Below are 22488 nucleotides of genomic sequence, written 5' to 3'. Positions count from 1 at the left end.
ATGTCCACTTCTGTTCCTGACCCCAAGGTGGACATTTGTCGTGAGCAAGTGGCGCGGGATCGGCGTAAAATCGCCGGATGCTTTCTACGCCTACTCCTCCGCTTCCGCCCGACCCCCCCTCCAATATTCCTGAGCCAGAGGCGCCGCACCGGAAACCGCTGGGGCCCGGGGCGCTGGCGGCGGTGCTTGCCAGCCTGTCGATGCTGGGTCCCTTCTCGATTGACGCCTACCTCCCCGCCTTCCCCAATATCCAGGCAACGCTGCACGCGACGCCGATCGAAGTCCAGCAATCCTTGACCGCCTACATGCTGGCCTTCGCCGGCATGGTGCTTTGGCATGGCGCGCTGTCCGATGCATTCGGCCGGCGCAATGTGATCCTGGTCTCGCTGGTAGCTTTCCTCCTAGGCACCGTAGGCTGCGCCGCCGCGCATTCGGTGCAATACCTGTGGTTCTTCCGCGTGCTGCAGGGCGTGTCGGCCGGCGCCGGCGTCGTCGTGGGGCGCGCCATCATCCGCGACCTGTACGCCGATGCCGCCGCCGCAAGACTGCTGTCCATGGTGACGATGATCTTCTCCATCGCGCCCGCCATAGCGCCCGTGCTGGGCGGCTTCATCGTCAAGTACTCGGACTGGCGCACCATCTTCCTCGCGCTGGCCGGGTATACGGTGGGCCTGTTCATCGTCTGCTACCGCCGCCTGCCCGACACGCTGCCGCGCGACAAGCGACAGCCTTTCAACCCGCGCTACCTGTGGCGCAACTACAAATCCATCCTGTCCTCGCCGCTATTCCATTTGAAGACAGGCGTGGTGGCCTTCAACTTCGCCGGCCTGTTCCTCTACATCACGGCCGCACCGGTAGTGCTGCCCACCCAGCTGCACCTGGGCCCCGAGCAATTCGCGTGGATGTTCGTGCCGGCCGTTTCCGGCATCTTCCTTGGCGCGCTGGCCGCCAACCGCATCGCCGGCAAGACAAGCTTCTCGCGCCAGATTGCTTTCGGCTTCTGCTTCCTGATCACCGCCGCCACTGTCAACGTGGCCTACCATCTGCTGGCCGCCCCTGCGCTGCCGTGGAGCGTGCTGCCGCTGTTCTTCTACACCTTCGGCATGTCGCTGGCGGCACCCGCCGCCACCCTGCTCGCGCTGGACCTGTTCCCGCACATCCGCGGCACGGTCGCTTCGGTGCAATCGTTCGCCACCACGCTGCTGGGCGCCCTGGTCGCCGGCGTCCTCGCACCGCTGGCTTCCCACTCGCTACTTTGGCTGGCCTGCGGCCAATTGACGCTGACGATGACTGCCCTCGGCCTATGGTTGACGGCGCGCGTGCTACGGCGCAAGATAGTGCCTATTTGAAAATATTGTTGGTACAGAGTAAATGGATACCAATAGTGTAGTTCTTTCTACACAAATGCAACTTATTGCCGTCAGAAATTTGTATTGCTGCTAAGTTATAGTATATTTATGCCAATTTGCCAGTGGATTGCAAGCAGGAATAGAGCCTAATGCAACACCCCGACCAAGACATCCGCAATCGCTTGCTGATCGCGCGGCTTCCAGCCATGCCGCAGATCCTGATCAAGCTGATTGAGCTCCTGCAAGCCGATGACGCCGGCATGCCGGAGTTGGCCGCTTTAATCGCCAAGGATGCCGGGATGGCCAGCAAGATCCTCGCTGTGGCAAACAGCTCGGCCTACCAGCGCCACAACCGGACGGTGGGATTGGAGCAAGCCCTGGTTTCCCTCGGCACCGACATGATCAAGACCCTGGTGATCTCCGAGTCGGTATTCCAGACCTTCAACAACTTCCCCCATAGCGGCAGCACCGATCTGCGCGCCTTCTGGAAGGGCTCGCTGACCACCGCCGTCATCGCCCGCGACATCGCGCGCGTGATCGACTACCCGCATGTGGAAGAAGCCTACCTGGCCGGCCTGCTGCACAACGTCGGCCGCCTTGCGTTGCTCGCGACCGCGCCTAAAGAATACGCCTACAACTTCACCGCGCGCGACGACGAAGAGCTGTGCGCAGTGGAGCAGCGCACGCTGGAAATCACCCACGCCGAAGCGGGCGCCTGGCTGATCGAGCGCTGGAACCTCGACTCCTTCCTGGCCGACTCGGTGCTGTACCACCACGAGCCGGTGCCGCGCCTGGAAGCGGCGCATCCATTGATCCGCATCGTGCGCCTGGCGCACCAGCTGTGCTACCACGCCGAAACGCCGCAGGGCGCCGTTGAAGCGGCCGCGTTGTGCGGCATCGAAGAAGACAAGCTCGATGCCTTCGTCAAATCGGCCGCCCGCCAGGTGGCGCGCGCTGCCGAAGCGCTGGGCATCGACCTGGCCGGCGCCGACGACGTGCCGGCGCCGCCCGCCGCGCCGCCAGCTCCGGTTGACCCGGTGCAGGCCCGCCTCTCCGAAGAAGTGCGCAATATGGTACTGGTGCAGGAGATGGGCCAGAGCTTCGCGCGCCAGCAAGGCGAAGGCGGCATGCTGGACGCCATGACCCGTTCCGCGCGCATCCTGTTCGACCTTGAAACCACGGTGATCCTGCTGGAGAGCCCCACCGGCCACGCACTGCAAGGCGCAGGCAGCGGCGAGGCCCAGCAGCGCCTGTCCGAATACACCGTGCCACTGAATAAACCGGGCCTGCTGGCCGATGCCGCCAATAACCGCCAGTTGGCCTTCGCCGCGCGCGTCGCTGGCAACGTAGGCATCGCCGAAGAACAGCTGTTCCGCATCGTCGGCAGCGAAGCGCTGGTGTGCCTGCCCCTGGTGGCCGGCCAGCGCTGCCTGGGCATGATCGTAGGCGGCGTACCGGCCTGGCAGCTGCCGCTGGTGCAAAAGAAAGAACGCTTCCTGCAAGCCTTCAGCAGCCAGGCCGCCAATGCATTGGAAACCGCGCTGTCCGAACGCGGCCACGCGCGCCGCCAGGTGGCGCACGTCGCCGAGGAATACCGCGAAGCCTCGCGCCGTGTGGTGCACGAGGTGAACAACCCCCTGTCGATCATCAAGAACTACCTGTCGGTGCTGGACGCCAAGCTGGCGCGGCGCGAACCGGTGGTGTCCGAAATGTCGATCCTGAACGAAGAGATCGACCGCGTCGGCCACCTGATCAACAGCCTGGCCGACCTGCAGCCATCGGACGCCAGCAGCGTGACGAACGTGGCGCGCGTGGTGGAAGATGTGCTGCGCCTGTTCCGCGCCACCGACTTCCTGCCTGCCTCGGTACAGGTGCTCACGCGCATGCAGGACGGTCCGCAGGAGGTCGACGGCGACGCCGACCTGCTCAAGCAAATCCTGGTCAACCTGGTCAAGAACGCGATCGAAGCCCAGCCGGGCGGCGGCCGCATCGAGATCGCCAACCGCGGGCTGGTCAACCGCGAACGCCGGCTGTATGTGGAGCTGGTGGTCAGCGACGCCGGTCCCGGCCTGTCGCAGGAAGTGCTGGCCAATTTGTTTACCGCCGTGAAGAGCAGCAAGGAAGGCAAGCACCATGGCCTGGGCCTGTCGATCGTACATAGCCTGGTCAAAAAACTGAACGGCATGATCAGCTGCCGCAGCGGTGCTCACGGCACATCGTTCGAACTCCTGCTGCCGGCACGCGGCAGCACCAGCCAGCTCGCGGCGCTGCCGGCGCGCGGCGTGGTGGATTCCGTATAAGGCCCGCATGAACCCGATCATCCCGACGCCCCAGCCCCCGGCACCGGAATTCCAGCCACGTTTGCTGCTGGTAGACGATGAACCGCGACTCCTATCCTCTTTGTACGAACTGCTGCGCGTGCAGGACAGCTACCAGCTGGTCACCGCCACCAATGGCGCCGAAGCACTGGCCGCACTGAATCGCCAGCGCTTCGACCTGCTGCTGCTCGACCTGCGCCTGCCCGACATGAGCGGCCACGACATCATGGATTTCGTGAACGCGCGCGAGATCGACTGCGACGTGATCGTGATGAGCGGCGAAGCCGGCATCGAAGCCGCCATCGGCGCCCTGAAGCGCGGCGCCTACGACTACCTGCGCAAGCCTTATAACCCGCCCGAGCTGCTCAAGACCGTGGAGAATGCGCTGCAAAAGCGCCGCCTGGCGGTGGAGAACACGCGCATCGCCCAGCGCCTGGAAAACTCGGAAAAGATGTACCGCTACCTGGTGGACAGCTCGCCCGACATCATCTACACCCTGAACCACGAAGGCTGCTTCACCTTCGTCAACGACCGCGCCTACCAGCTGCTGGGCTATTCGCGCGAAGAGCTGATCGGCCGCCACTACTCGGTGCTGGTGCACGACGAAGACCAGGAACGAGCACGCTATGTGTTCAACGAGCGCCGTGTCGACGAACGCGCCTCGCGCAATGTGGAGCTGCGCCTGAAGTGCAATAACAGCGCCGCCGGCGACCGCACCTTCAACAACACCCTGATGACGATCTCGCTCAACGCGATCGGCATGCACGTGCCGGGCGAGGAAGTGGCCAAGCACGAATTTTTCGGCACCTACGGCGTGGCGCGCGACATCACCGACCGCAAGCGCGCCGAGGAGATGATCTCCTACCAGGCTTACCACGACATCCTGACCGACCTGCCGAACCGCATCCTGTTCAAGGACCGTTTGGGCCTGGCCGTGATCCAGGCCAAGCGCAAGCTCGCCGAGCTGGCCGTGATGTTCATCGACCTCGATCGCTTCAAGCTGGTCAACGACACGCTGGGCCACGTCAAGGGCGACGAGCTGCTGCAGCAAGCCGCACGGCGCCTGAAGGAATGCCTGCGCAAGGGCGACACCCTGGCACGCCACAGCGGCGACGAATTCACCATCGTGCTGCCGGAGCTGCGCGACCGCGCCGACGCCAAAGCCATCGCCGACAAATTCCAGGAAGTGCTGCAGCAGCCGTTCGACCTGGATGGACACGTTGTGCACATCTCCGCCTCGATCGGTATTGCGGTCTACCCGAGCGACGGCGACTCGATCGAAGAACTGCTGCGTCACGCCGACATCGCCATGTACCAGGTCAAGGCGCAGGGCAAGAACGGCCACAGCTTCTACCATCCGGCGATGCAGGACATGTCGCACCAGAAGATCGTGCTGGAGCAGTCGCTGCGCAAGGCGCTGGAAAACAACGAGCTGGAAATGTACTACCAGCCGCAAGTCGACATGGCCACCGGCCGCATCATCGGCGCCGAAGGCCTGATGCGCTGGAACCACCCGACGCGCGGCCTGCTGTCGGCCGGCGAGTTCCTGCCGTTCGCCGAAGAGAACGGCCTGATGCTGCCGATTTCCGACTGGATGATCGGCGCCCTGTGCCGCGACCTGCTGCTGTGGAACGCCAATGGCGCCGACAATATCCGCCTGTCGCTGAACCTCTCGCCGCAATACCTGGACCGAGGCGACTTCTTCGAGAAGATGCGCAATGCGCTGGCGCGCTACCAGATTTCGCCATCGCAAATCGAAGTCGAGATCACCGAAAACATCTGCATCCGCAACCCTCAATACGCCATCGAACAGCTGAACAAGCTTTGCCAGCTGGGCGTGTCGGTCGCTATCGACGATTTCGGCACCGGCTACTCCTCGCTGTCCTACTTGCACCGCTTCCCGATCCACACCATCAAGATCGACCAGAGCTTCGTCAAAGAGATCCACGACGAACATGGCCACTATCCGGTGATCCTGGCCATCATCTCGATCGCGCGCGGCCTCGGCCTGCACCTGGTCGCCGAAGGCGTGGAAACCGAAGTGCAGGCGCGCTACCTGGCCGCCAACGGCTGCGCCACCATGCAGGGCTACCTGTACCACCGCCCGATCGCCCTCACCACCTTCATGGAAGTGCTGGCGGCGCAAAACCAGGCCGACGCACCCGCCATCCCGGCCGGCCCGCGCCTGGCGATCCAGGCATAAGGGCAGCATGCAGCGCGTCGCAACCGAAACAAGCAGCAACGACCATTTTGTCGCCGAATTCCTGCGCGTGCGCCAGCTCGCCGAACGCGGCGTCGCCAACGCCCAGCACAGCCTGGGCTTCATGTATTTCAACGGCCAGGGCGTAGCACAAAGCTATGAGCTGGCCGTCGCCTGGTACCGCCAGGCCGCCAACGCCGGCCTCGAACACGCGCAATACAACCTCGGCGTGATGTTCCAGAAAGGGCAGGGCGTCGAAGTCGACTTCGCCGAAGCAGCGCACTGGTACCAGCTGGCCGCCGAACAAGGCTACGCCGCAGCCCAGTACAACCTTGGTTGGCTGTACGCCAAAGGCCAGGGCGTGCAGCAAGACACCGAGCACGCGCGCTACTGGTTCGCCAAGGCCGCCGAACAGGGCGACCCCGGCGCGCAGAACAACCTCGGCATGATGTACGACACCGGCAAAGGCGTCCCGCAGGATTACGCGCAAGCGATCATGTGGTACCGCAAAGCCGCCGACCAGGGATACGCGCGCGCCCAGTTCAACCTCGGCCTGCGCTACGACAACGGCCAGGGCGTCACGCAGGACGGCAAGCAGGCATTGGGCTGGTTCCGCAAGGCCGCCGAACAAGGCTACGCAGCCGCCCAGTTCAACCTCGCCCTGCGCTACGACAAAGGCCAGGACGTCGCCCCCGACGCCGCACGCGCCATCAAGTGGTACACGCAAGCCGCCGAGCAAGACCACGTCAGCTCCCAATTCAACCTGGCCCTGATCTACGACAACGGCAACGGCGTCGCGCGCGACGAAGTGCTGGCGCTGCAGTGGTACCGCCGCGCCGCCGAATTAGGACACGCCGGCGCCCAGAACAACCTCGGCCAACGCTACGACCAAGGCCTCGGCGTAGCGCAAGACTACCGCGAAGCCGCGCACTGGTACCGCAAAGCCTCCGAATCCGGCCACCCCGCCGCGCAATACCACCTCGCCCTGCTGTACGAACAAGGCCACGGCGTAGCGCGCGACCAGCAGGAGGCCATCTTCTGGTACCGCAAGGCTGCCGACCAGGGCCACCTGCGCGCCCAATTCGACCTGGGCCTGCGTTACGACATGGGACAAGGCGTGCCGCAAGACGGACGCAAAGCGCTGGGCTGGTTCCGTCGCGCCGCCGACCAGGATTACGTCGCCGCCCAATTCATGCTCGGCCAGATCCACGACCGCGACGACGGACCAGCGCCCGACCTGGCCCAAGCGAACGCCTGGTACCGCAAGGCCGCCGAACAAGGGCACACGCTCGCCTGCTTCACGCTCGGCCTGCGCTACGACAACGGCCAAGGCCTGCCGCGCGACTTCAAGCAAGCGCTGTCCTGGTACCTCGCCGCCGCCCGCCAAGGCCACGCCCGCGCCCAGCTCAACGCCGGCCTGATGTTCCTCTCCGGCCAAGGCACGGAAGCCGACGCCGAACAAGCCTGGCGCTGGCTATCGCTGGCCGAACGCAGCGGCCAACCCAACGCCGCCCGCCACCTCAACACCGCCGCCGCCCGCCTCACCACCCAACAACTTCCAGCGTAAAAGTCGGGGTCAGGTCGAGCAAATGGACAAAACGCACGCGTTTTGTCCATTTGCTCGACCTGACCCCGACTTTTATCAACGATAGTTATCTGGGTTGAAGGGGTAGGAGTAGATGTTTTCGATGAAGCGTTCGCCGTCTTTTGCCTGGCGTGCCAGGTAGAGGCGACTGCCGTGGACGAAGGGGGTGAACTCGGCTTGGGCGGTGTTAAAGGGGGCGCCGATATTTTTCGGGGTGCTCCAGCCTTCCTTGCCGTTGAAGCTGATGTACAGGTCCATGTCGCCGGCGCCGCCGGGGGTGTCGGAGAAGTACAGCACGTAGCTTTGATCGGGGGCGATGAACGGGTTTGATTCGCGCCATGGGCCGGTGTTGACCGGTTCCGCCAGCCGTTCAGGGGCGGTGTATTTGCCGTCGACACGGCGCGAGCGCCACAGGTCGGATTTGCCTTCGGTTCCGTTCTTCATGAAGTAGATTGTGCCGTCGGCTGCGATCGAGCCGGATGATTCGGATTCGTCGCTGTTGATGTCGTGGCCCAGGTGCACGGCGGGACCCCAGCGGCCGTCCTGCAGTGCTACCGAGTAGATGTCGAAGCCTTTGCGTTGCGGCTTGTCAGGCACCGGGCGGTTGGATTGGAAGATGACGGATTTGCCGTCCGGCGCAAATGCCGGGTCGATGTCGCGCGAACCGTCCGTGGCGGAAAACGGCACCGGTGTTGGCGCTTGCCATTTGCCGTCCACTTTGTGCGATTCAACGATCACGAGTTTGGTTCGCGCGCCGCCTGACTGCACCCACAATGCGTGCTGGCCGTCGGGTGAGAGCGTAAATCCGAACACGCCATTGTCGGATACAAGGCCCGGTTCGAACAGGCCGTCGCTTGGCGCTGCGGCGGACAAGGCCGCCGCTAACAGGAGAGAGGTGATATTCATCATGCGGCCATTGTGCCGCAGCGCCAAAACCATGCGCGGAGCCTTGCGACGAAGCGCAGGATTTGCAGGACAGTCGGCAAAAATACGGCAGCGGCCACGGAGGTGGCCTTGCCTTGTCAGCGGCGACGCTGTTGCGGCCTCGGGCCGGAAGGGCCGCGCTGTTCGATGTGACGGAATACGATGCGGCCTTTGTTCAAGTCATAAGGAGAAAGCTCCAGCGTTACCTTGTCGCCAGCGATGATGCGGATGAAGTTTTTCTTCATGCGGCCGCCGGTGTAGGCAATCAGCTTGTGACCATTGTCCAGGTCTACGCGAAAGCGTTGCTCCGGCAGGATCTCGGTGACCACGCCGTTCATTTCAATGAGTTCTTCTTTTGCCATGGTGTTTTCCTTTGCGATTGGGAGGGCGAGGTGCGAAAAAAAAGCCCGCGTTGTTGCGGGCTTCGTTTCAATGTAATGCCAATGTTTCAATCGCTGCTACAGCCCGCGCTATCTGCGCGGTGCGAAGCGGTCAGCCCATGCTATCTGCAAGGTGCCAGCCTGTGACCAATGTTTGGTGCTACAGGATGAAGTTCTCGAGTACTTCACCACAGAACGCAGTATAACACAGGTTTTGTGCGGTGCACAAATTATTTTTTAGTGGTCAGGGGTGGCGCGGAGTGAAGCCGTCGTCGCTCCAGCGCTCGCTGCCGATGCCGTGGCGGATGAAAAACAGGCCTTGGGGGTCGTACTTCTGCTTTACCTGCGCCAGGCGTGGGTAGTTGCTGCCCCAGAATGCGGACTGCCAGTTGGCGAGGAAATAGTCGCTCTCCGATATATATGAGCCGGCATCGGGCTGTACTACCAGCAGTTCGTCCATCGCTTTGCCGATATCGCGGGCGCGTTGCCTTGCGATGGCGCGTTCTTGCAGGGCGCCAGGCATGCCTTGGAATTGCGCTGGGCCGCCGCCGGCGATAATCACCAGGGCGAAGGCGTTCAGCATGGCGGGGTTCATTGCGCTGTTGCGGGCTGCTTCGATTTCCGCTGCCGGTGCGCCGGCCAGGCCTTTATTGAAGTGGAAACCGACGTGCCAGTGGCGAGAGGCTTTGAATACGGCGTCGGCCAGCGAGGCCATGCGTGCGGGCGCCAGCAGAGCGGCATCCATCCAGGCGGATTTGTAGCCGTGGATGTACCAGCCGGCTTGTTCGTGGTCGCCTTTCCAGATCATGTGGTGGGCGGGTGCGCCGGGGCGATTGTCTTCGGCGATCAGGCCTGGTGCGTGCTTGCGGAAGAAGTCGACGTTCCAGAAGTGGCGGGCAGGCAGTGCGATGCATTTGAATTCTTCTTCGAAGTTGTATTCAGGGCGGGCTTTCAGCCAGTCGAGCATGGGCGCCCAGGCTGCTGCGGCTTGTTGCTGGCTCAGGCCTTGGAACACCATGCTGATCTTGACGGTGTTGTCCGTTTCGAAGCCGATTTGCTCGCCCCACTGCGGGTTGAACAGGGCGCTGGCGTAGAAGGACAGCAGCTGTTCGATCAGTGCGCGGTAGGCTTGGTCGTTAGTCGCCTTGAGTTTGAACATCACGCCGCCGAAGCTTGCGGGCAGTTCGCGCGTGCGCAGCGTGAGGCGGGTGATGACGCCGATGCTGCCGCCGCCACCTCCTTTGAATGCCCAGAACAGGTCTGCGTTCTGGCTGGCGTTGGCGATCAATACCTTGCCGTCGGCCGTCACCACTTCCGCTTCCAGCAGGCCGGCCGATGCGGTGCCGAAGTTTTTCGAGAAGCTGCCAAAACCGCCGCTTTGCACCAGGCCCGCTACGCCGACCGTGGCGCAGCCGCCGCCCTGCACATAGCGGCCGCCTTTGGTGGTAACGGCGTCGTAGGCGTCGATCCACATGGCGCCGGCTCCCAGCGAGACGGCGGGCTGCGGGGCTTCGCTACTGCCTTGTGCGACGAAGGCTTCGTGCATGGCGATGCTGTTCATCTTGCGCGTCCATACCAGCAGGGAGTCGGGTGCGTCGGACGTGCCCTGGTAGCTATGGCCGCCGCCTTTGACCACCAGGCGCAGGTTGTGGGTGCGGGCGAAGTTGACGGCGGCGACGATGTCGGCCGTGTTTTCGGCGGCCAATGCGTAGGCGGATGGTTTGGAGTCCCAGGCGTCGAGCCAGCCGCTGGTTTGGGTCAGTGCTGGCTGGTCGCCGATCGCGTAGGGGTTTTTGATCTCCTCTTGCGCCTTGCCGCATGCCGCAGCGGCGGGGCTGGCGCAGGCGGCGAAGAAGGGTTCGAGGCGCAGCAGGCGGCCGCCGACTGCTGTCCGCAATTCCTGCCACTTGGCTGCGGACGGCCAGCCTGCGCTGCCTGGGCGCACGCGTGGGCGCAGGCGCGCCGCAGGCATGGGCGCGGGCGCCGCCCATGCAGGAGCGAGCGGCAGGGCTGGAATCATTGCAGCTTTGAGCAGGGACCGTCGTTTCATTGCGCTGTCTTTCGTTGTTATTAGTAATTTAGCAATGTTATACGGCAATTGATTGCATTGCCACCGAAATGTGGCGAAGCGCTTTGCGGAGGGGTGAACGGGTATGATGGAACGGTCATGCCCAACTTCGCCGCACTTGCCGTGCTGTTGATCGCTGCGCCGCTAGCCCAGGCGGGCGAGCCGGTGCGCCTGGCGTCGGATGCATGGTGTCCCTTCGTCTGCACGAAAGGCGAACAAGTGGCGGGCGGTTACCTGGTCGATGCGGCGTCCGAAGCGTTGGCTTTGCAGGGCTTTGATGCAGTGCCGGTGCTGATGCCGCTCAATCGGGCCATGCAGGAAACCGTGCGTGGTCGTATCGATGGCGTGTACGCGCCTGCCATCGATGCGCGCTTGCGCCTGAGCGTGCCGTTGGCGCATTCGCGGGCCTGCTTCTACACCTTGCCTGGTTCGACCTGGCGCTTCAGCGGGATGGCTTCGCTGGCCGGCCAGCAGCTTGGCATCATCGACGATTACGGTTACGACGACGGTGCGATGGATGCATACGTTAGCCGCAATCGGCAGCAGGCCGAGAAGCTGCACCTGGCTTATGGGCAGGCGGCCGGCGTGAACAACCTGCGCATGCTGCTGCATGGGCGTGTGCCTGTCGTGCTGGAACACGAGGCTGTGATGGAGAGACTGGCGGCGGAAGAGCACGCGTCGCGGCGCTTGCGGCGCGCAGGCTGCCTGGAACGGCGGCTGCCGTTGACGGTGGGCTTTGCGGCGGACAGCCCGAAGGCTGCCGCGTCATTGGCGGCCCTGGAGGCGGGGCTGCGCCAGCTGGAAGCGTCCGGCGCCTTGCAGGCGCTGCGCAGACGCTACCAGCTGCAGGAAGATTAGCGCGCGAAGTGCGCTTCGATTTCTTCCAGGGTCTTGCCTTTGGTTTCAGGCAGCAGGAAGGCGGCGGCGAGGAAGTACACCACCGTGCAGCCGGCCCAGAAGAAGAACATCGCTGCATAGCCATGCTGGCCCACTGTCGGCAGGAACACCGCCGCAATGGTGGTGGAGACGAACTGGTTGACCAGCAGCGCAATGCTCATGCCGTTGGAACGGATGCGGGTCGGCATCAGTTCGGACAGGGCGAGCCAGACGCACACGCCAGGGCCAACGGCGAAGCTGGCGACGAAGAGGCAGATCGCCAGCGTCACTTGCCAGCCATGCGCCACTGACGGCAGGGCGCCGATCTGCGCCTGCTCGATACGCAGCTGGGCGTCGCGGCCTTGTGCCGGGTCGGCAAAGGGATTCAGGTGCAGGGTACGGAAGAATGCGCCGATCACGCTGTCCGGCTGCACGGTGTCTTCACGCGAGAGCACCATCGGCGCCAGCGCAGGGTCGTCGCTGCGGCGCGTCTGCACATTGGTGAAGGGGCCGTAGGAATAGGAGACGGTCAGCAGCTGCGGCGCGGCGTCCTTGCTGGCCGGGGCGCCGAGCGCTTCCAGCGTGTGCGAATCGAGGCGCAGCGACAGCATGTCGCCTTTGGCTTGCGCTGCCACGACGGCGCGCACGTCGCGCTGTTCGCTCTCTGCGCTGCGGAACAGCAAGCCAGCAGCCAGCAGGGCTACCACGATACCGCCGCTGCCCAGCATCAGCAGGAACTTGCGGCCCTTGCGGTCGACCAGCAGCACTGCCACCACGGTCATGATTGCGTTCAGCAGCTTGAGGCCGACGTCGGCCTTGTTGGCTGTGGCGCCTGGCAGGCCTGCCTGGTTCAGGATGTTGACCACGTAGGCCAGCACGGAGTTGATGCCGGTGGCTTGGGTGCAGGCGAGCACCAGGCAAGCCAGCAGGAAGGGCAGCACGTAGCGGCGGCTCAGGAGACGGTCGTCGGCTGGGCTGGCGCCTGTATTGGCTGCACCATGTGCGGCTGGCACGCTGCCGCGGCCTGCAACGACGCCACGCGCTGCGGCGATGTCGCCGTCCGTCGGTTCGCCTGCGGCGGCGCTGGCGCGTACCGCTACGCCGGCGGCGCGCTGCATGTCGCGCAGTTCGGCGTCGACTTCATCGGCGGGACGGGTGCGCAGCAGGGCGGCGCGGGCTTTCTCCTGGCGGCCGCGCTGTACCAGCCAGCGCGGCGATTCGGCCAGCAGCAGGCTACCGAAGGTGAATACCAGGCCCGGGGCCAGGCACATCCAGAAGATGCTGCGCCATGCGTGATCCTTGGCATCGAAGACGGCGCTGGCGCGGGCGGCTTCCGGCAAGGCTTGCGCGGCTTGGGTGGCGCCTTCCACGTTCTGCGCCTGCACCAGCCCGATCAGGGCCGCTGCCACCAGGCCGATGGTGAGCAACAGCTGGAACAGGGCGGCGCCGCGTCCGCGCTTGTCGGCGCGCAGGCATTCGGCCAGGTAGAGCGGGACCACCACGCCAATCAGGCCGCCGCTGATGCCTTGCAGCAGGCGTCCCAGCAGCAGAGGGGTGTAGCCGTCCGACAGGGCGATCATGGGAATGCTGGCGGTGAACAGGGCGCCGGCCAGCACCATGGCCCAGCGGCGGCCGATGGCGTCGGCGATAGCGCCGGCGAACAGGGAGGACAGCACGGAGCCAAGCAGCACGGCGGCAACGATGAAGCTCAGTTGCTGCGCGCTCAGTTTCCACGCGGCGGAGGCGGTCGATTCAAGATAAGGCAGGGCGCCGGCAATGATGCCGACGTCGATCCCGTAAAGCAGGCCGCCCATCCCGGCGATAAAAAGTAAGTAGCGCATGGATAAGGCCTGCATTGGATCTCCTGTTTCTTATAAGAGTGGAATGGCTTCGCCTTCAACGAAGACGGCCACGGGGTGTAAAGACTGGTCCAGCACGACGATGTCGGCCCACGCGCCCAACGCCAGGCGGCCGCGCTGCGACTCGCCCAGGTAATCGGCCGGGAACAGCGACAGGCGCTGCGATGCTTCTGCGACTTCCATGCCCAGGCTGACGAAGTTGCGCAGCGCCTGGTCCATGGTCAGCACCGAGCCGGCCAGGGAGCCGGTGGCAAGGCGCACGCAGCCCATGCACTTGAACACGCGCTGGGTGCCGAGCGCGTACTCGCCGTCCGGCATGCCGGTGGCGGAGGTGGCGTCGGTCACGCCGTACAGGCGCGGGATGGCGCGCAGCGCGGCGCGCATGGCGCCCGGGTGCACGTGCAGCAGGTCGGGAATGATTTCGGCGTATTCGGCATGCGCCATGGCCACGTCCACCATGCCCGGCTCCTTGTGGCTCATGCCGCTCATGCCGTTGAACAGGTGGGTGAAGCCGGCGGCGCCGGCGCGCAGGGCGGCCACGCCGTCGTCGTAGCTGCCGGCGCTGTGGCCGATCTGGACGCGGATGCCCATGTCCTTCAGGTGCGGGATCAGTTCCAGGTGGCCTGTGACTTCGGGCGCCATGGTCAGCACGCGGATCGGGGCGATGGCGTTATAGCTTTCCACCAGGGCGCGGCTGCCGGTCACCACGTCGGGCGGCTGGGCGCCGAGGCGGCGGCGGTTCAGGAAAGGTCCTTCCAGGTGCACGCCCAGCATGCGGGCGCCGTGCTGCGGGCGGTTGGCGATGACGCCGGCCAGGCCTTGCAGGGCGTGGCGGATCGAATCTTCTTTTGCGGTCAGGGTGGTGCCGAGCAGCGCGGTGGTGCCGTGGCGGGCATGGCTGCGCGCCACGACGGCGCCGGCATCGCCGCCTTCCATGATGTCGACGCCGGAGGCGCCGTGCACGTGCAGGTCGACGAAACCGGGGATGATGGTCAGGCCGGCACCGGACGGTCCTTCGGTGATGCTGGTGATGCGCTGGTCGAAGGCGATACTACCTTCAATCCAGCCGCCGGGTGTGAGGATACGGCCTTGCAGCATTACACTTTACTCCGCGATGATGACTTCGATGCCGCGCTTTTCCAGCCCTTCGCGGTACTCGGCGCTGATGCTGGCGTCGGTGATCACGGCGTGCACGCGGTCCAGCTGCACGATGCGGTGCAGGGACACGCGGCCAAACTTGGAGGCGTCGGTCAGTACCACCACTTTCTTGGCGCGTTCCACCATCTTGTGGTTCAGGTTCGCTTCCGCCTCGTGGTGGGTGGTGATGCCGAACTGCAGGTCGAAACCGTCGACGCCCAGGAACAGGGTGTCGAAGTTGTAGGCCGCCAGGCAGGCTTCGGCTTGGGCGCCTTGCAGCGACAGCGATTGCTTGCGCAGGCGGCCGCCGGTCAGGATCAGGTCGACGCCCGGTGCATCGGCCAGTTCCCAGGCGATGTTCAGGCCATTGGTCAGTACCGTGATGTCGCCGGCTTCGCGCAGGTGGCGCGCCAGGTAAATGGTGGTGGTGCCGGAGTCGATGATGACGTTGTCGCCCGGCTGCACCATGCGTGCGGCCAGCAGGCCGATTTGCTCTTTCTGCGCCTGGTTCAGGGAATCCTTCTGGCGGATCGTGTGTTCAGTAGGCGGGGTGCGTGCCAGCAGGGCGCCGCCGTGGCTGCGCTGCACCAGGCCTTGCGACTCAAGCACACTGAGGTCGCTGCGGATGGTGACGGCGGACACGCCAAGCTTGTCCACCAGGTCGGATACCTGGACCGAACCATGTTGTACGATCGCCTGCAGGATGGTTTCGCGGCGTTGGCTGGTATTTCGCATATCTTCTGTCGAGGGTAATTCGAAAACGTCGAGCTTAACAGATGACGGCGGTGTTGGCGCTGCAAGCCCTTGCATATTGCCCCAGCAAGCGGCCGATTTTGTGTTCCACCAGCGCTTGCGGTTCTGCGGCCAGTTCGCCCTGCAGCACGGCGAGGAATTGCTCGGGCAGGTATTGGCTTAGCAAAGGCAGGGGGATGCTGCGGCCGGCCAGGTTGGCGAACAGGCGGCTGACGGCGGCCGCCACTTCCGGCTCGCCCCAGTAGTAGCGGCAGCGGTCGGACAGGCCGTAGCGGCGCATCAGGCCTTGCTCCTGCGGGCTGCCCAGGTAGTGCTTCTGCCAGTGTTTAGGCTTGGCCAGCATGACTTCATCCAGCACGTCCATCAGGCGCGAGGCGTTTTCCTTGCCCAGCAAGGCTTCTTCGATCAGGCACAACGCCATGAAGCCCTCGCGCAGGGCGAAGGTGGCTGCCGGGCCGACCTTGAGGATGGCGTAGTGGTCGCGCACCATGTCGTGCAGGCCCGATTCGCGCTGGTAGTCGGTGGAGTGGGCTTCGAACACCAGGCCGGGCTGGCCGGCGACGAAGGCCGACAGTTCGACGGCGGCTTTGGCATTGTAGTGCTGCACATTGGCCTGGTCGAAGTCGACGCCCGGCTGCACCACCATTGCAATGACGCGCTGCCAGGCGTCGTGCAGGCCTGCGTCGGCGAAGGCGCTGCGGTGGATCTCCAGCGTGCGCGCAGCCGCTTGCGGCGCCGTGACGGCCAAGGCCTGCGCGAGCGAGGCTTCGCCGCCCGGCACAGGCACTTCGGTTCCGATCACGTAGACCGGCGGCGGCAGGCCGGCGCTGGCTGCGGCGCGCTCGGCGATAATGGCCAGGCGCACTGCGCGCGCAGCGACCACTTCGTCGCTCAGCACCGGCGCGTCGTCGGCGCAGCGCATGCTGCAGTCGAGGTGGATCTTGTGGAAGCCCGCAGTTGCGTAAGCGTCGACCAGCACTTCGGCCAAGGCCATGGCGGTCGCCGCGTCCTGCGACTGCCAGGCGTTGGGGCCGAGGTGGTCGCCGCCCAGCACCAGGCGTTCGGCCGGGAAGCCCTGTTCCTGCGCCAGGCGGTGTACGTAGTCGCGAAACTCCGCCGGCTGCATGCCGGTGTAGCCGCCGAACTGGTCCACCTGGTTGGAGGTGGCTTCCACCAGCAGGGGCGTGCCGTATTGGGCGGCTACCTTGAGCGCGGCGCGCAGCACGGTGGGGTGGCTGCAGCACACGCTGTACAGGCCGACCTTCTCGCCGCGACGGTGCGCTTTGACGATTTGCAGGACTGGGGATTCGGAAGCATTCATATCGTTTATTTTGTTTGTTGGCGGGCCAGCAGGGCGGCGCCGCGTGCACCGCCGGCGTCGCCGAAGCGGGGCGGCAGTACGGGCGGCGCTTGCACGCCGCGGAACAGGTGGCGCAGCATGGCTGCCGGCAGTTGCTGGTACAGGTGCTCGAGCTTTGACAGGCCGCCCCCCAGCACGATGGCGTGCGGGTCATAGGCCAGCACCAGCCCGGCCAGGGCATGCCCCAGCAGGTCGAGGTGGATCGCCAGCGCTTCTACTGCCAGGGCGTCGCCGCTGTTGGCGCGCGCTACGATGGCCAGCGGCTCGGCGCCGTCGCCGCCCAGGTGGGCGTGCAGTTTCGACAGGCCGGGGCCGGAGACATAGCGCTCCACGCAGCCCTTTTTGCCGCAAGGGCAGTCCAGTACCGGCAATTTGTATTGTTCCAATAGCGGCGCGGGCACGGTCCAATGGCCCCACTCGCCGGCGATGGCGTTGAAGCCGCGCAGCAGGTGGCCATCGACGCAGTAGCCGCCGCCGGCGCCGGTGCCGATGATGGCGCCGAACATGCTTGGCAGGCCGGCTGCGGCGCCGCCTTGCGCTTCCGACAGGGCGAAGCACTGGCAGTCGTTGCCGATGACGACGGTACGTTGCAGCGCTTCCTGCAACGCGGCAGCGACGTTAAGGTCGTTCAGTGCAGGTACGTTGGAGCTGATCTGGCGGCCGGTGGCGCTGTCGATCACGCCGGGGAGGCCAATCCCGACTGGAGCCGGCGAGGCTTGCGGCCCGAGGGCGGCGTCGCCGCGCGCTACGAGGCCGACGATGGCGCTGACGAATTCCTTGAAGTCGTTGCCCGGCGTGGCGACACGCTCGCGGAAAACTTCCTGCAACTCACCGCCGGCATCGACCCACGACACCAGTTCAATTTTGGTGCCGCCGATGTCGATGCCGTGGTAGGCGCGTTGCTCAGAATTGGTCATGACGATAGATAGTAACGCCTTGCACCACGCGGTTGACGGTGCCGTCGGCGAAAGGATTGTCCGGGGTCAGGCCCAGGACGGCCGATTGGTGCAGCGCGTATTGCTGCGCCATCAGCAGCCACAGTGGCGCCAGCCAGGCGTCCGGCAGCGCAGGTGCGGCAACGGAGAAATCGGAGTCGGCGCCCACGGTGACCACGCTGCCGGCAATGCCATCACGGCGCAGCTCTTGCAGCAAGTCTTCTTCATAGCGGCGCGACAGCGCTTTGCTGCTGCGGAAAACCACCACAAGCGAGTCTTTATTCAGCGCCGATTTCGGACCGTGGCGGAAACCGAGGGCGGTGTTCGACATGGCAAGCACGCGACCGCCCGTCAATTCCAGGATCTTCAATGCGGATTCCTTGGCCAGCGCTTCCAGTGGACCGCTGCCCAAGTAGACCACGCGCTGCACCGGCTGCGCGGCCAGTGCCGCGACAGGCGCTGCCCAGTCGTGCAGGGCTGCATCGCCAGCTTGCGCCAGCGCTGCCAGGTGCTGCTGCCATTCGCCGCGGCCCAGCGTGCACAAGGCAGCCAGCAGCATGCAGGTGAAGCTGCTGGTCATGGCGAAGCCGCGGTCGCAGCTGGCGGCAGGCATCAGCAGGTTGAAGGTGCGTGCATCGGTGTCGCCCTGGCGCGCCAGCTGGCCTTGCGGATTGCAGGTGATATTCAGGAAACGCGCATCGGCCACTACTTCGCGCACCAGTTCAACCGCGGCCAGGCTTTCCGGGCTGCTGCCGCTGCGTGCGAAGGAAACCAGCAGGGTCGGGGCATCCGCTTCCAGATAGAGCTCAGGGTGGGTCAGCAGGCTGGTAGTCGCCACTGCACGCACTTGCGCAGGCCAGGCGGCGTTCAGTTCATCGGCAACGATTTCGCCAACGTAGCAAGAGCTGCCTGCGCCGGTCAGGATCACGCGCTGCTGCGGATTGTGCAGGCAGCCGCCGAGGAAGGCCGCAACATCGGCGGCGCGGCTTTGCAGGCTGGCGCCCAGTTCACGCCACAGGGCTGGCTGTTGCGCAATCTCTTCTGCGGTATCCAGGCCGCGGATATCGCGCCAGGCTTGTTGGTCACGCTGGAGGAGGGTAGTCATCGAAAAAAGAAAAGTTATAAGTTAGCCGAAAGCATAAATAACATATTTCGAAAAGTCAAATACGAAAGTAAATCGAAAGAAATAACTTGTACCCAACTATGCTGAAACAGGCATCGATGCGCGCTTTTTTGGCGCGAAACGTTGCGTATGCACTACTAAACGAAAGATATTGCGCCGCAATAGAGGTCATTTCGAAAGATAAATATGCAAAAAAACGATTGAAACGCTCGTTTTACTTTCTTTTTGTTGACCTTTTTTGCTTTTATTTCTAAAGTAGCCTCATGAAAACGAAGAATCTCACTCGTACCGCAATCGCCGCCGCTGTTCTGGTCCTGGCTGGCAGTTCCGTTCTGGCCGCGCCGCTGGGCAAGCTGCGCAGCATGAGCGCTACCCCAGCCGCCACCGCTGAAAACGGCGGCCAGTCCTGGGACCTGATGACTGAATCCGGCGCGCTGGTGCGCGTCACCCTGCTGCAAGATGATGTGCTGCGCATCTGGGCCGGCCCGAAAGGCAAGCTGACCGACGCCGGCGACAAGGCCGCCGCCATCGTAATCGGCAAGCCGGCCGCCCATATCGAGCATAGTGTAAGCGAGCAGCCTGCCCATATCTTGCTGCGCACTGCCAAACTGACCCTGCGCATCGACCGCAGCCCGCTGCGCTTTACCTTGTACCGTGCCGGCGAAACGCAGCCGCTGTGGCGCGAGGTGCAGCCGCTGGAACTGGGAGACAAGGCCAGCGTGCAAACCCTGTCAAGCGATAAAGCGGAGCGCTTCTTCGGCGGCGGCCAGCAGAATGGCCGCTATGAATTCAAGGGCCGCCAGCTGGACGTGTCCTACTCCGGCGGATGGGAAGAGGGCGACCGCCCAAGCCCGGCGCCTTTCCTTATGAGCTCGCGCGGCTGGGGCATGCTGCGCAATACCTGGGCCGACGGCAGCTACGATTTGCGCCAGCAGGACGTGGTGGCTTTGCAGCACGCCGAGCCGCGCTTCGACGCTTACTACTTCGTCGGCAAGGACGTGCGCGACGTGCTGGCGCGATACACCGAATGGACCGGCCGCGCGCGCATGCTGCCGCGCTGGGCGCTGGAATACGGCGACGCCGATTGCTACAACGACGGCGACAACGTGAAGAAGCCGGGCACCGTGCCGAAAGGCTGGAGCGATGGCCCGACCGGCAAGACGCCGGATGTTGTCGATGCCGTGGCGCGCAAGTACCGCGAGAACGATATGCCGGGCGGCTGGATCCTGCCGAACGACGGCTATGGCTGCGGCTACAGCAGCTTGCCGGACACCGTGCAGGGCCTGGCGAAATACGGCTTCCGCACCGGCCTGTGGACCGAGAACGGCGTCGACAAAATCAAATGGGAAGTCGGCGCCGCCGGCACCCGCGTGCAAAAGCTGGATGTGGCATGGACCGGCAAAGGCTACCAGTTCTCGCTGGACGCGAACAAGTCCGCCTACGACGGCATCCTGGAAAATTCGGACAGTCGCCCTTTCATCTGGACCGTGATGGGCTGGGCCGGCACGCAGCGCTACGCCGTGGCGTGGACCGGCGACCAGAGCGCAAGCTGGGACTACATCCGCTGGCACGTGCCAACCCTGGTGGGCTCCGGCCTCTCGGGCCAGGCTTATGCCACCGGCGACGTCGATGCGATCTTTGGCGGCAGCCCCGAGACCTACACGCGTGATTTGCAGTGGAAGGCTTTTACGCCTGTGCTGATGGGCATGTCCGGCTGGTCGGCCAATGAGCGCAAGCACCCATGGTGGTTTGATGAGCCATACCGCAGCATCAACCGCCGCTACCTGAAACTCAAGCTGCGCCTGACGCCGTACATGTACACGCTGGCTCGCGAAGCAGAGCAGACCGGCGCGCCGCTGGTGCGCGGCCTGATGTGGGACTACCCTTCCGATCCAACCGCCTTCACCGAAGCGCACAAATACCAGTTCCTGCTGGGCCGCGACATGCTGGTGGCGCCGGTGTACCGCAGCCAGGCCGTGTCGCAAGGCTGGCGCAAGGCGATCCACCTGCCGCAGGGTACCTGGTTTGAATACTGGGACGGCCGCCAGGCGACTGCCGGCGCCGCGGGGCGCGACCTGGACCTGCAAGTCACGCTCGACAAGCTGCCGGTCTTCGTCCGCGCCGGCGCCATCCTGCCGATGTATCCGGAAGTGCTGTACGACGGCGAGAAGCCGAAGGACGTGCTGACCCTGGACCTCTACCCGCACGGTGAATCCTCGTTCACGCTGTACGAAGACGACGGCAATACGCGCCAATACCAGAAGGGCGCATCGAGCCAGCAAGTGCTGCGGATGCACGAAGCCAACGGCTCCGTGGCCGTCGATATCGCACCGGTTGAAGGCAGCTACGCCGGCCAGGAGCCGCAGCGCAGCTACGCCCTGCGCATGCTGTCCCGCCAGCGCCCAGGCGCCGTGGACGCTGCGGGCCGCACGCTGGCGGCGCTTACGGACCGCGCAGCATATGACGCGGCAGTGGAGGGCTGGTTCTACGACCAGCAAGACCGCAGCGGCACCGTGTACGTCAAAACTGCCAAGCAGGACATCCGCCAGCCACTGCGCATCACCGTGCAGGGCGCGCAAGCCCTGGCCTCGCAAGACGGCGTATTCCCATCCGCGCCTGAACTGGGCCGCGCACTGCCGCCTGACGCGCTGCTGGTGGTGAACCGCCCGGCCGAAGAACCAGGCCATCCGCTGGAAAACGCCTTCGACGACAAACCGGGCACCTGGTTCCGCACCACCCGCAACCAGTCGATTCGCATCGGCGCCCACGAATGGACCGTCGGCTTCACCGAGCGCCGCCTGATCGACGGTATCGAGATCGCACCGCGCAATGACGAGCACTGGCAGCACGGCCAGGTGCGCGACTACGAAATCTACATCGCCGACAGCAACGGCGAGTGGGGCAAGCCAAGCTTCACCGGGCGCCTGAAGCTGCAGAAGGAAACGCAAACCATCAACTTCCCTGCCACGGCAGGCCGCCTGCTGCGCTTCCGCGTATTGAGCACACAGAATCCTGACGGCGAAGGCGCAGCAGCCACCGATCCAATGGTGACGGCGGCGCAGCCAGGCGCAGCGGCTAAGGCCGTCAACGCCTTGCAGCCGGCGGAAGTAGGCCCGATCGCACTGTCCACCTTCCGCATCCTGGAGGCCCGTGCAAAAGAAGGCGCGGAGCAGCAAAGCTTCCTGTCGGACTTGCCATTGCCTAAGGGCGTATCACGCGACCGCCCGGCTGGCAAAGGCAAGGAAATGCGCATGAACGGCCTTTGGTTCCGCAAGGGCCTGGGCGTTGGCGCGGCCAGCCGCGTCGACCTGCAGCTGGATGGCAACTGGAACCTGCTGCGCGCCGACCTTGGTGTGGACGACAGCTGCCGCAGCGCGGGCGGCCTGCAGTTCCAGGTCTGGAGCGGCGAACGCCTGCTGTACGACAGCGGCCTTGTCACCGCACCCGCGGTGGTCAAGCCGGAAATCGATGTACGCGGATTGAGGCAACTCAGCCTGCGAACCCTGGGCGCACGCGGCGCCCAACCTGCCCAGGTCTGCGGCAACTGGGCCAACGCTGTACTGATAGGCACAGAGGACGCCACCGTCCGAATGCGCTGACCGCACCCTTATCGTCATAAAA

General features: G+C 64.6%; 15 protein-coding genes. 6 read left to right on the top strand and 9 right to left on the bottom strand.

All coding sequences use genetic code 11. The features are described from left to right. Positions 1-77 precede the first annotated feature (77 nt). From AC1RTP_RS15895 to AC1RTP_RS15880, 4 genes are all read left to right on the top strand, one after another. Positions 78-1349 (top strand): multidrug effflux MFS transporter, encoded by a 1272-nt coding sequence (locus AC1RTP_RS15895; protein ID WP_498608595.1) that lies wholly within the window; start codon positions 78-80, stop codon positions 1347-1349. Between the two features lie 149 nt (positions 1350-1498). Continuing rightward, positions 1499-3649: an HDOD domain-containing protein gene (locus AC1RTP_RS15890; RefSeq protein ID WP_498608594.1), complete on the top strand. Its 2151-nt coding sequence runs from the start codon at positions 1499-1501 to the stop codon at positions 3647-3649. Positions 3650-3656: 7 nt separating this feature from the next. Next, on the top strand, positions 3657-5870 hold the full coding sequence (locus AC1RTP_RS15885) for a putative bifunctional diguanylate cyclase/phosphodiesterase (protein ID WP_498608593.1): 2214 nt from the start codon (positions 3657-3659) through the stop codon (positions 5868-5870). A gap of 7 nt (positions 5871-5877) precedes the next feature. Continuing rightward, positions 5878-7434, top strand: a complete 1557-nt coding sequence (locus AC1RTP_RS15880) for an SEL1-like repeat protein (protein WP_498608592.1) — start codon at positions 5878-5880, stop codon at positions 7432-7434. Positions 7435-7509: 75 nt separating this feature from the next. Here the strand turns inward: AC1RTP_RS15880 and AC1RTP_RS15875 are convergent, their stop codons facing one another. From AC1RTP_RS15875 to AC1RTP_RS15865, 3 genes are all read right to left on the bottom strand, one after another. Further along, positions 7510-8391, bottom strand: coding sequence for a TolB family protein (locus AC1RTP_RS15875; protein ID WP_498608591.1), 882 nt, complete (start codon positions 8389-8391; stop codon positions 7510-7512). A gap of 83 nt (positions 8392-8474) precedes the next feature. Continuing rightward, positions 8475-8738, bottom strand: coding sequence for a translation initiation factor IF-1 (gene infA, locus AC1RTP_RS15870; protein WP_498608590.1), 264 nt, complete (start codon positions 8736-8738; stop codon positions 8475-8477). Between the two features lie 262 nt (positions 8739-9000). Continuing rightward, a complete protein-coding gene (locus AC1RTP_RS15865; protein WP_498608589.1) occupies positions 9001-10806 on the bottom strand; it encodes an FAD-binding oxidoreductase in 1806 nt (601 codons plus the stop codon). 117 nt (positions 10807-10923) lie between these two features. Here AC1RTP_RS15865 and AC1RTP_RS15860 point away from each other — a divergent pair, with 117 nt between their 5' ends. Beyond that, positions 10924-11682: a type 2 periplasmic-binding domain-containing protein gene (locus tag AC1RTP_RS15860; protein WP_498608588.1), complete on the top strand. Its 759-nt coding sequence runs from the start codon at positions 10924-10926 to the stop codon at positions 11680-11682. Here the strand turns inward: AC1RTP_RS15860 and AC1RTP_RS15855 are convergent. The 6 genes from AC1RTP_RS15855 to AC1RTP_RS15830 are packed head-to-tail and all read right to left on the bottom strand — an operon-like array spanning position 11679 to position 18849. Continuing rightward, the gene (locus tag AC1RTP_RS15855) at positions 11679-13556 is read right to left on the bottom strand and encodes an MFS transporter (protein WP_498608587.1); all 1878 of its coding nucleotides are present in this window, start codon (positions 13554-13556) and stop codon (positions 11679-11681) included. The genes AC1RTP_RS15860 and AC1RTP_RS15855 overlap by 4 nt on opposite strands. Before the next feature lie 15 nt (positions 13557-13571). Beyond that, on the bottom strand, positions 13572-14657 hold the full coding sequence (locus AC1RTP_RS15850; protein WP_498608586.1) for an N-acetylglucosamine-6-phosphate deacetylase: 1086 nt from the start codon (positions 14655-14657) through the stop codon (positions 13572-13574). A gap of 6 nt (positions 14658-14663) precedes the next feature. Further along, entirely contained in the window at positions 14664-15431 is a 768-nt protein-coding gene (locus AC1RTP_RS15845) for a DeoR family transcriptional regulator (protein WP_498608585.1), read from the bottom strand. 34 nt (positions 15432-15465) lie between these two features. After that, complete coding sequence (locus tag AC1RTP_RS15840) at positions 15466-16770, bottom strand: D-tagatose-bisphosphate aldolase, class II, non-catalytic subunit (RefSeq protein ID WP_498608584.1); 1305 nt, start codon at positions 16768-16770, stop codon at positions 15466-15468. A gap of 5 nt (positions 16771-16775) precedes the next feature. Next, positions 16776-17726, bottom strand: a complete 951-nt coding sequence (locus AC1RTP_RS15835) for an ROK family protein (RefSeq protein ID WP_498608583.1) — start codon at positions 17724-17726, stop codon at positions 16776-16778. Next, on the bottom strand, positions 17713-18849 hold the full coding sequence (locus tag AC1RTP_RS15830; protein WP_498608582.1) for an SIS domain-containing protein: 1137 nt from the start codon (positions 18847-18849) through the stop codon (positions 17713-17715). The genes AC1RTP_RS15835 and AC1RTP_RS15830 overlap by 14 nt, the downstream gene beginning before the upstream one ends. A 281-nt stretch (positions 18850-19130) precedes the next feature. Between AC1RTP_RS15830 and AC1RTP_RS15825 the strand changes: the two genes are divergently transcribed. After that, the gene (locus AC1RTP_RS15825) at positions 19131-22466 is read left to right on the top strand and encodes a TIM-barrel domain-containing protein (RefSeq protein WP_498608581.1); all 3336 of its coding nucleotides are present in this window, start codon (positions 19131-19133) and stop codon (positions 22464-22466) included. Positions 22467-22488: the final 22 nt, after the last annotated feature.

The sequence above is a fragment of the Pseudoduganella sp. GW821-FHT11H04 genome, from assembly GCF_058807935.1.
The sequence above is the reverse complement of the archived record's forward strand: the minus strand, read 5'-3'. Positions and strand labels throughout refer to the sequence as shown.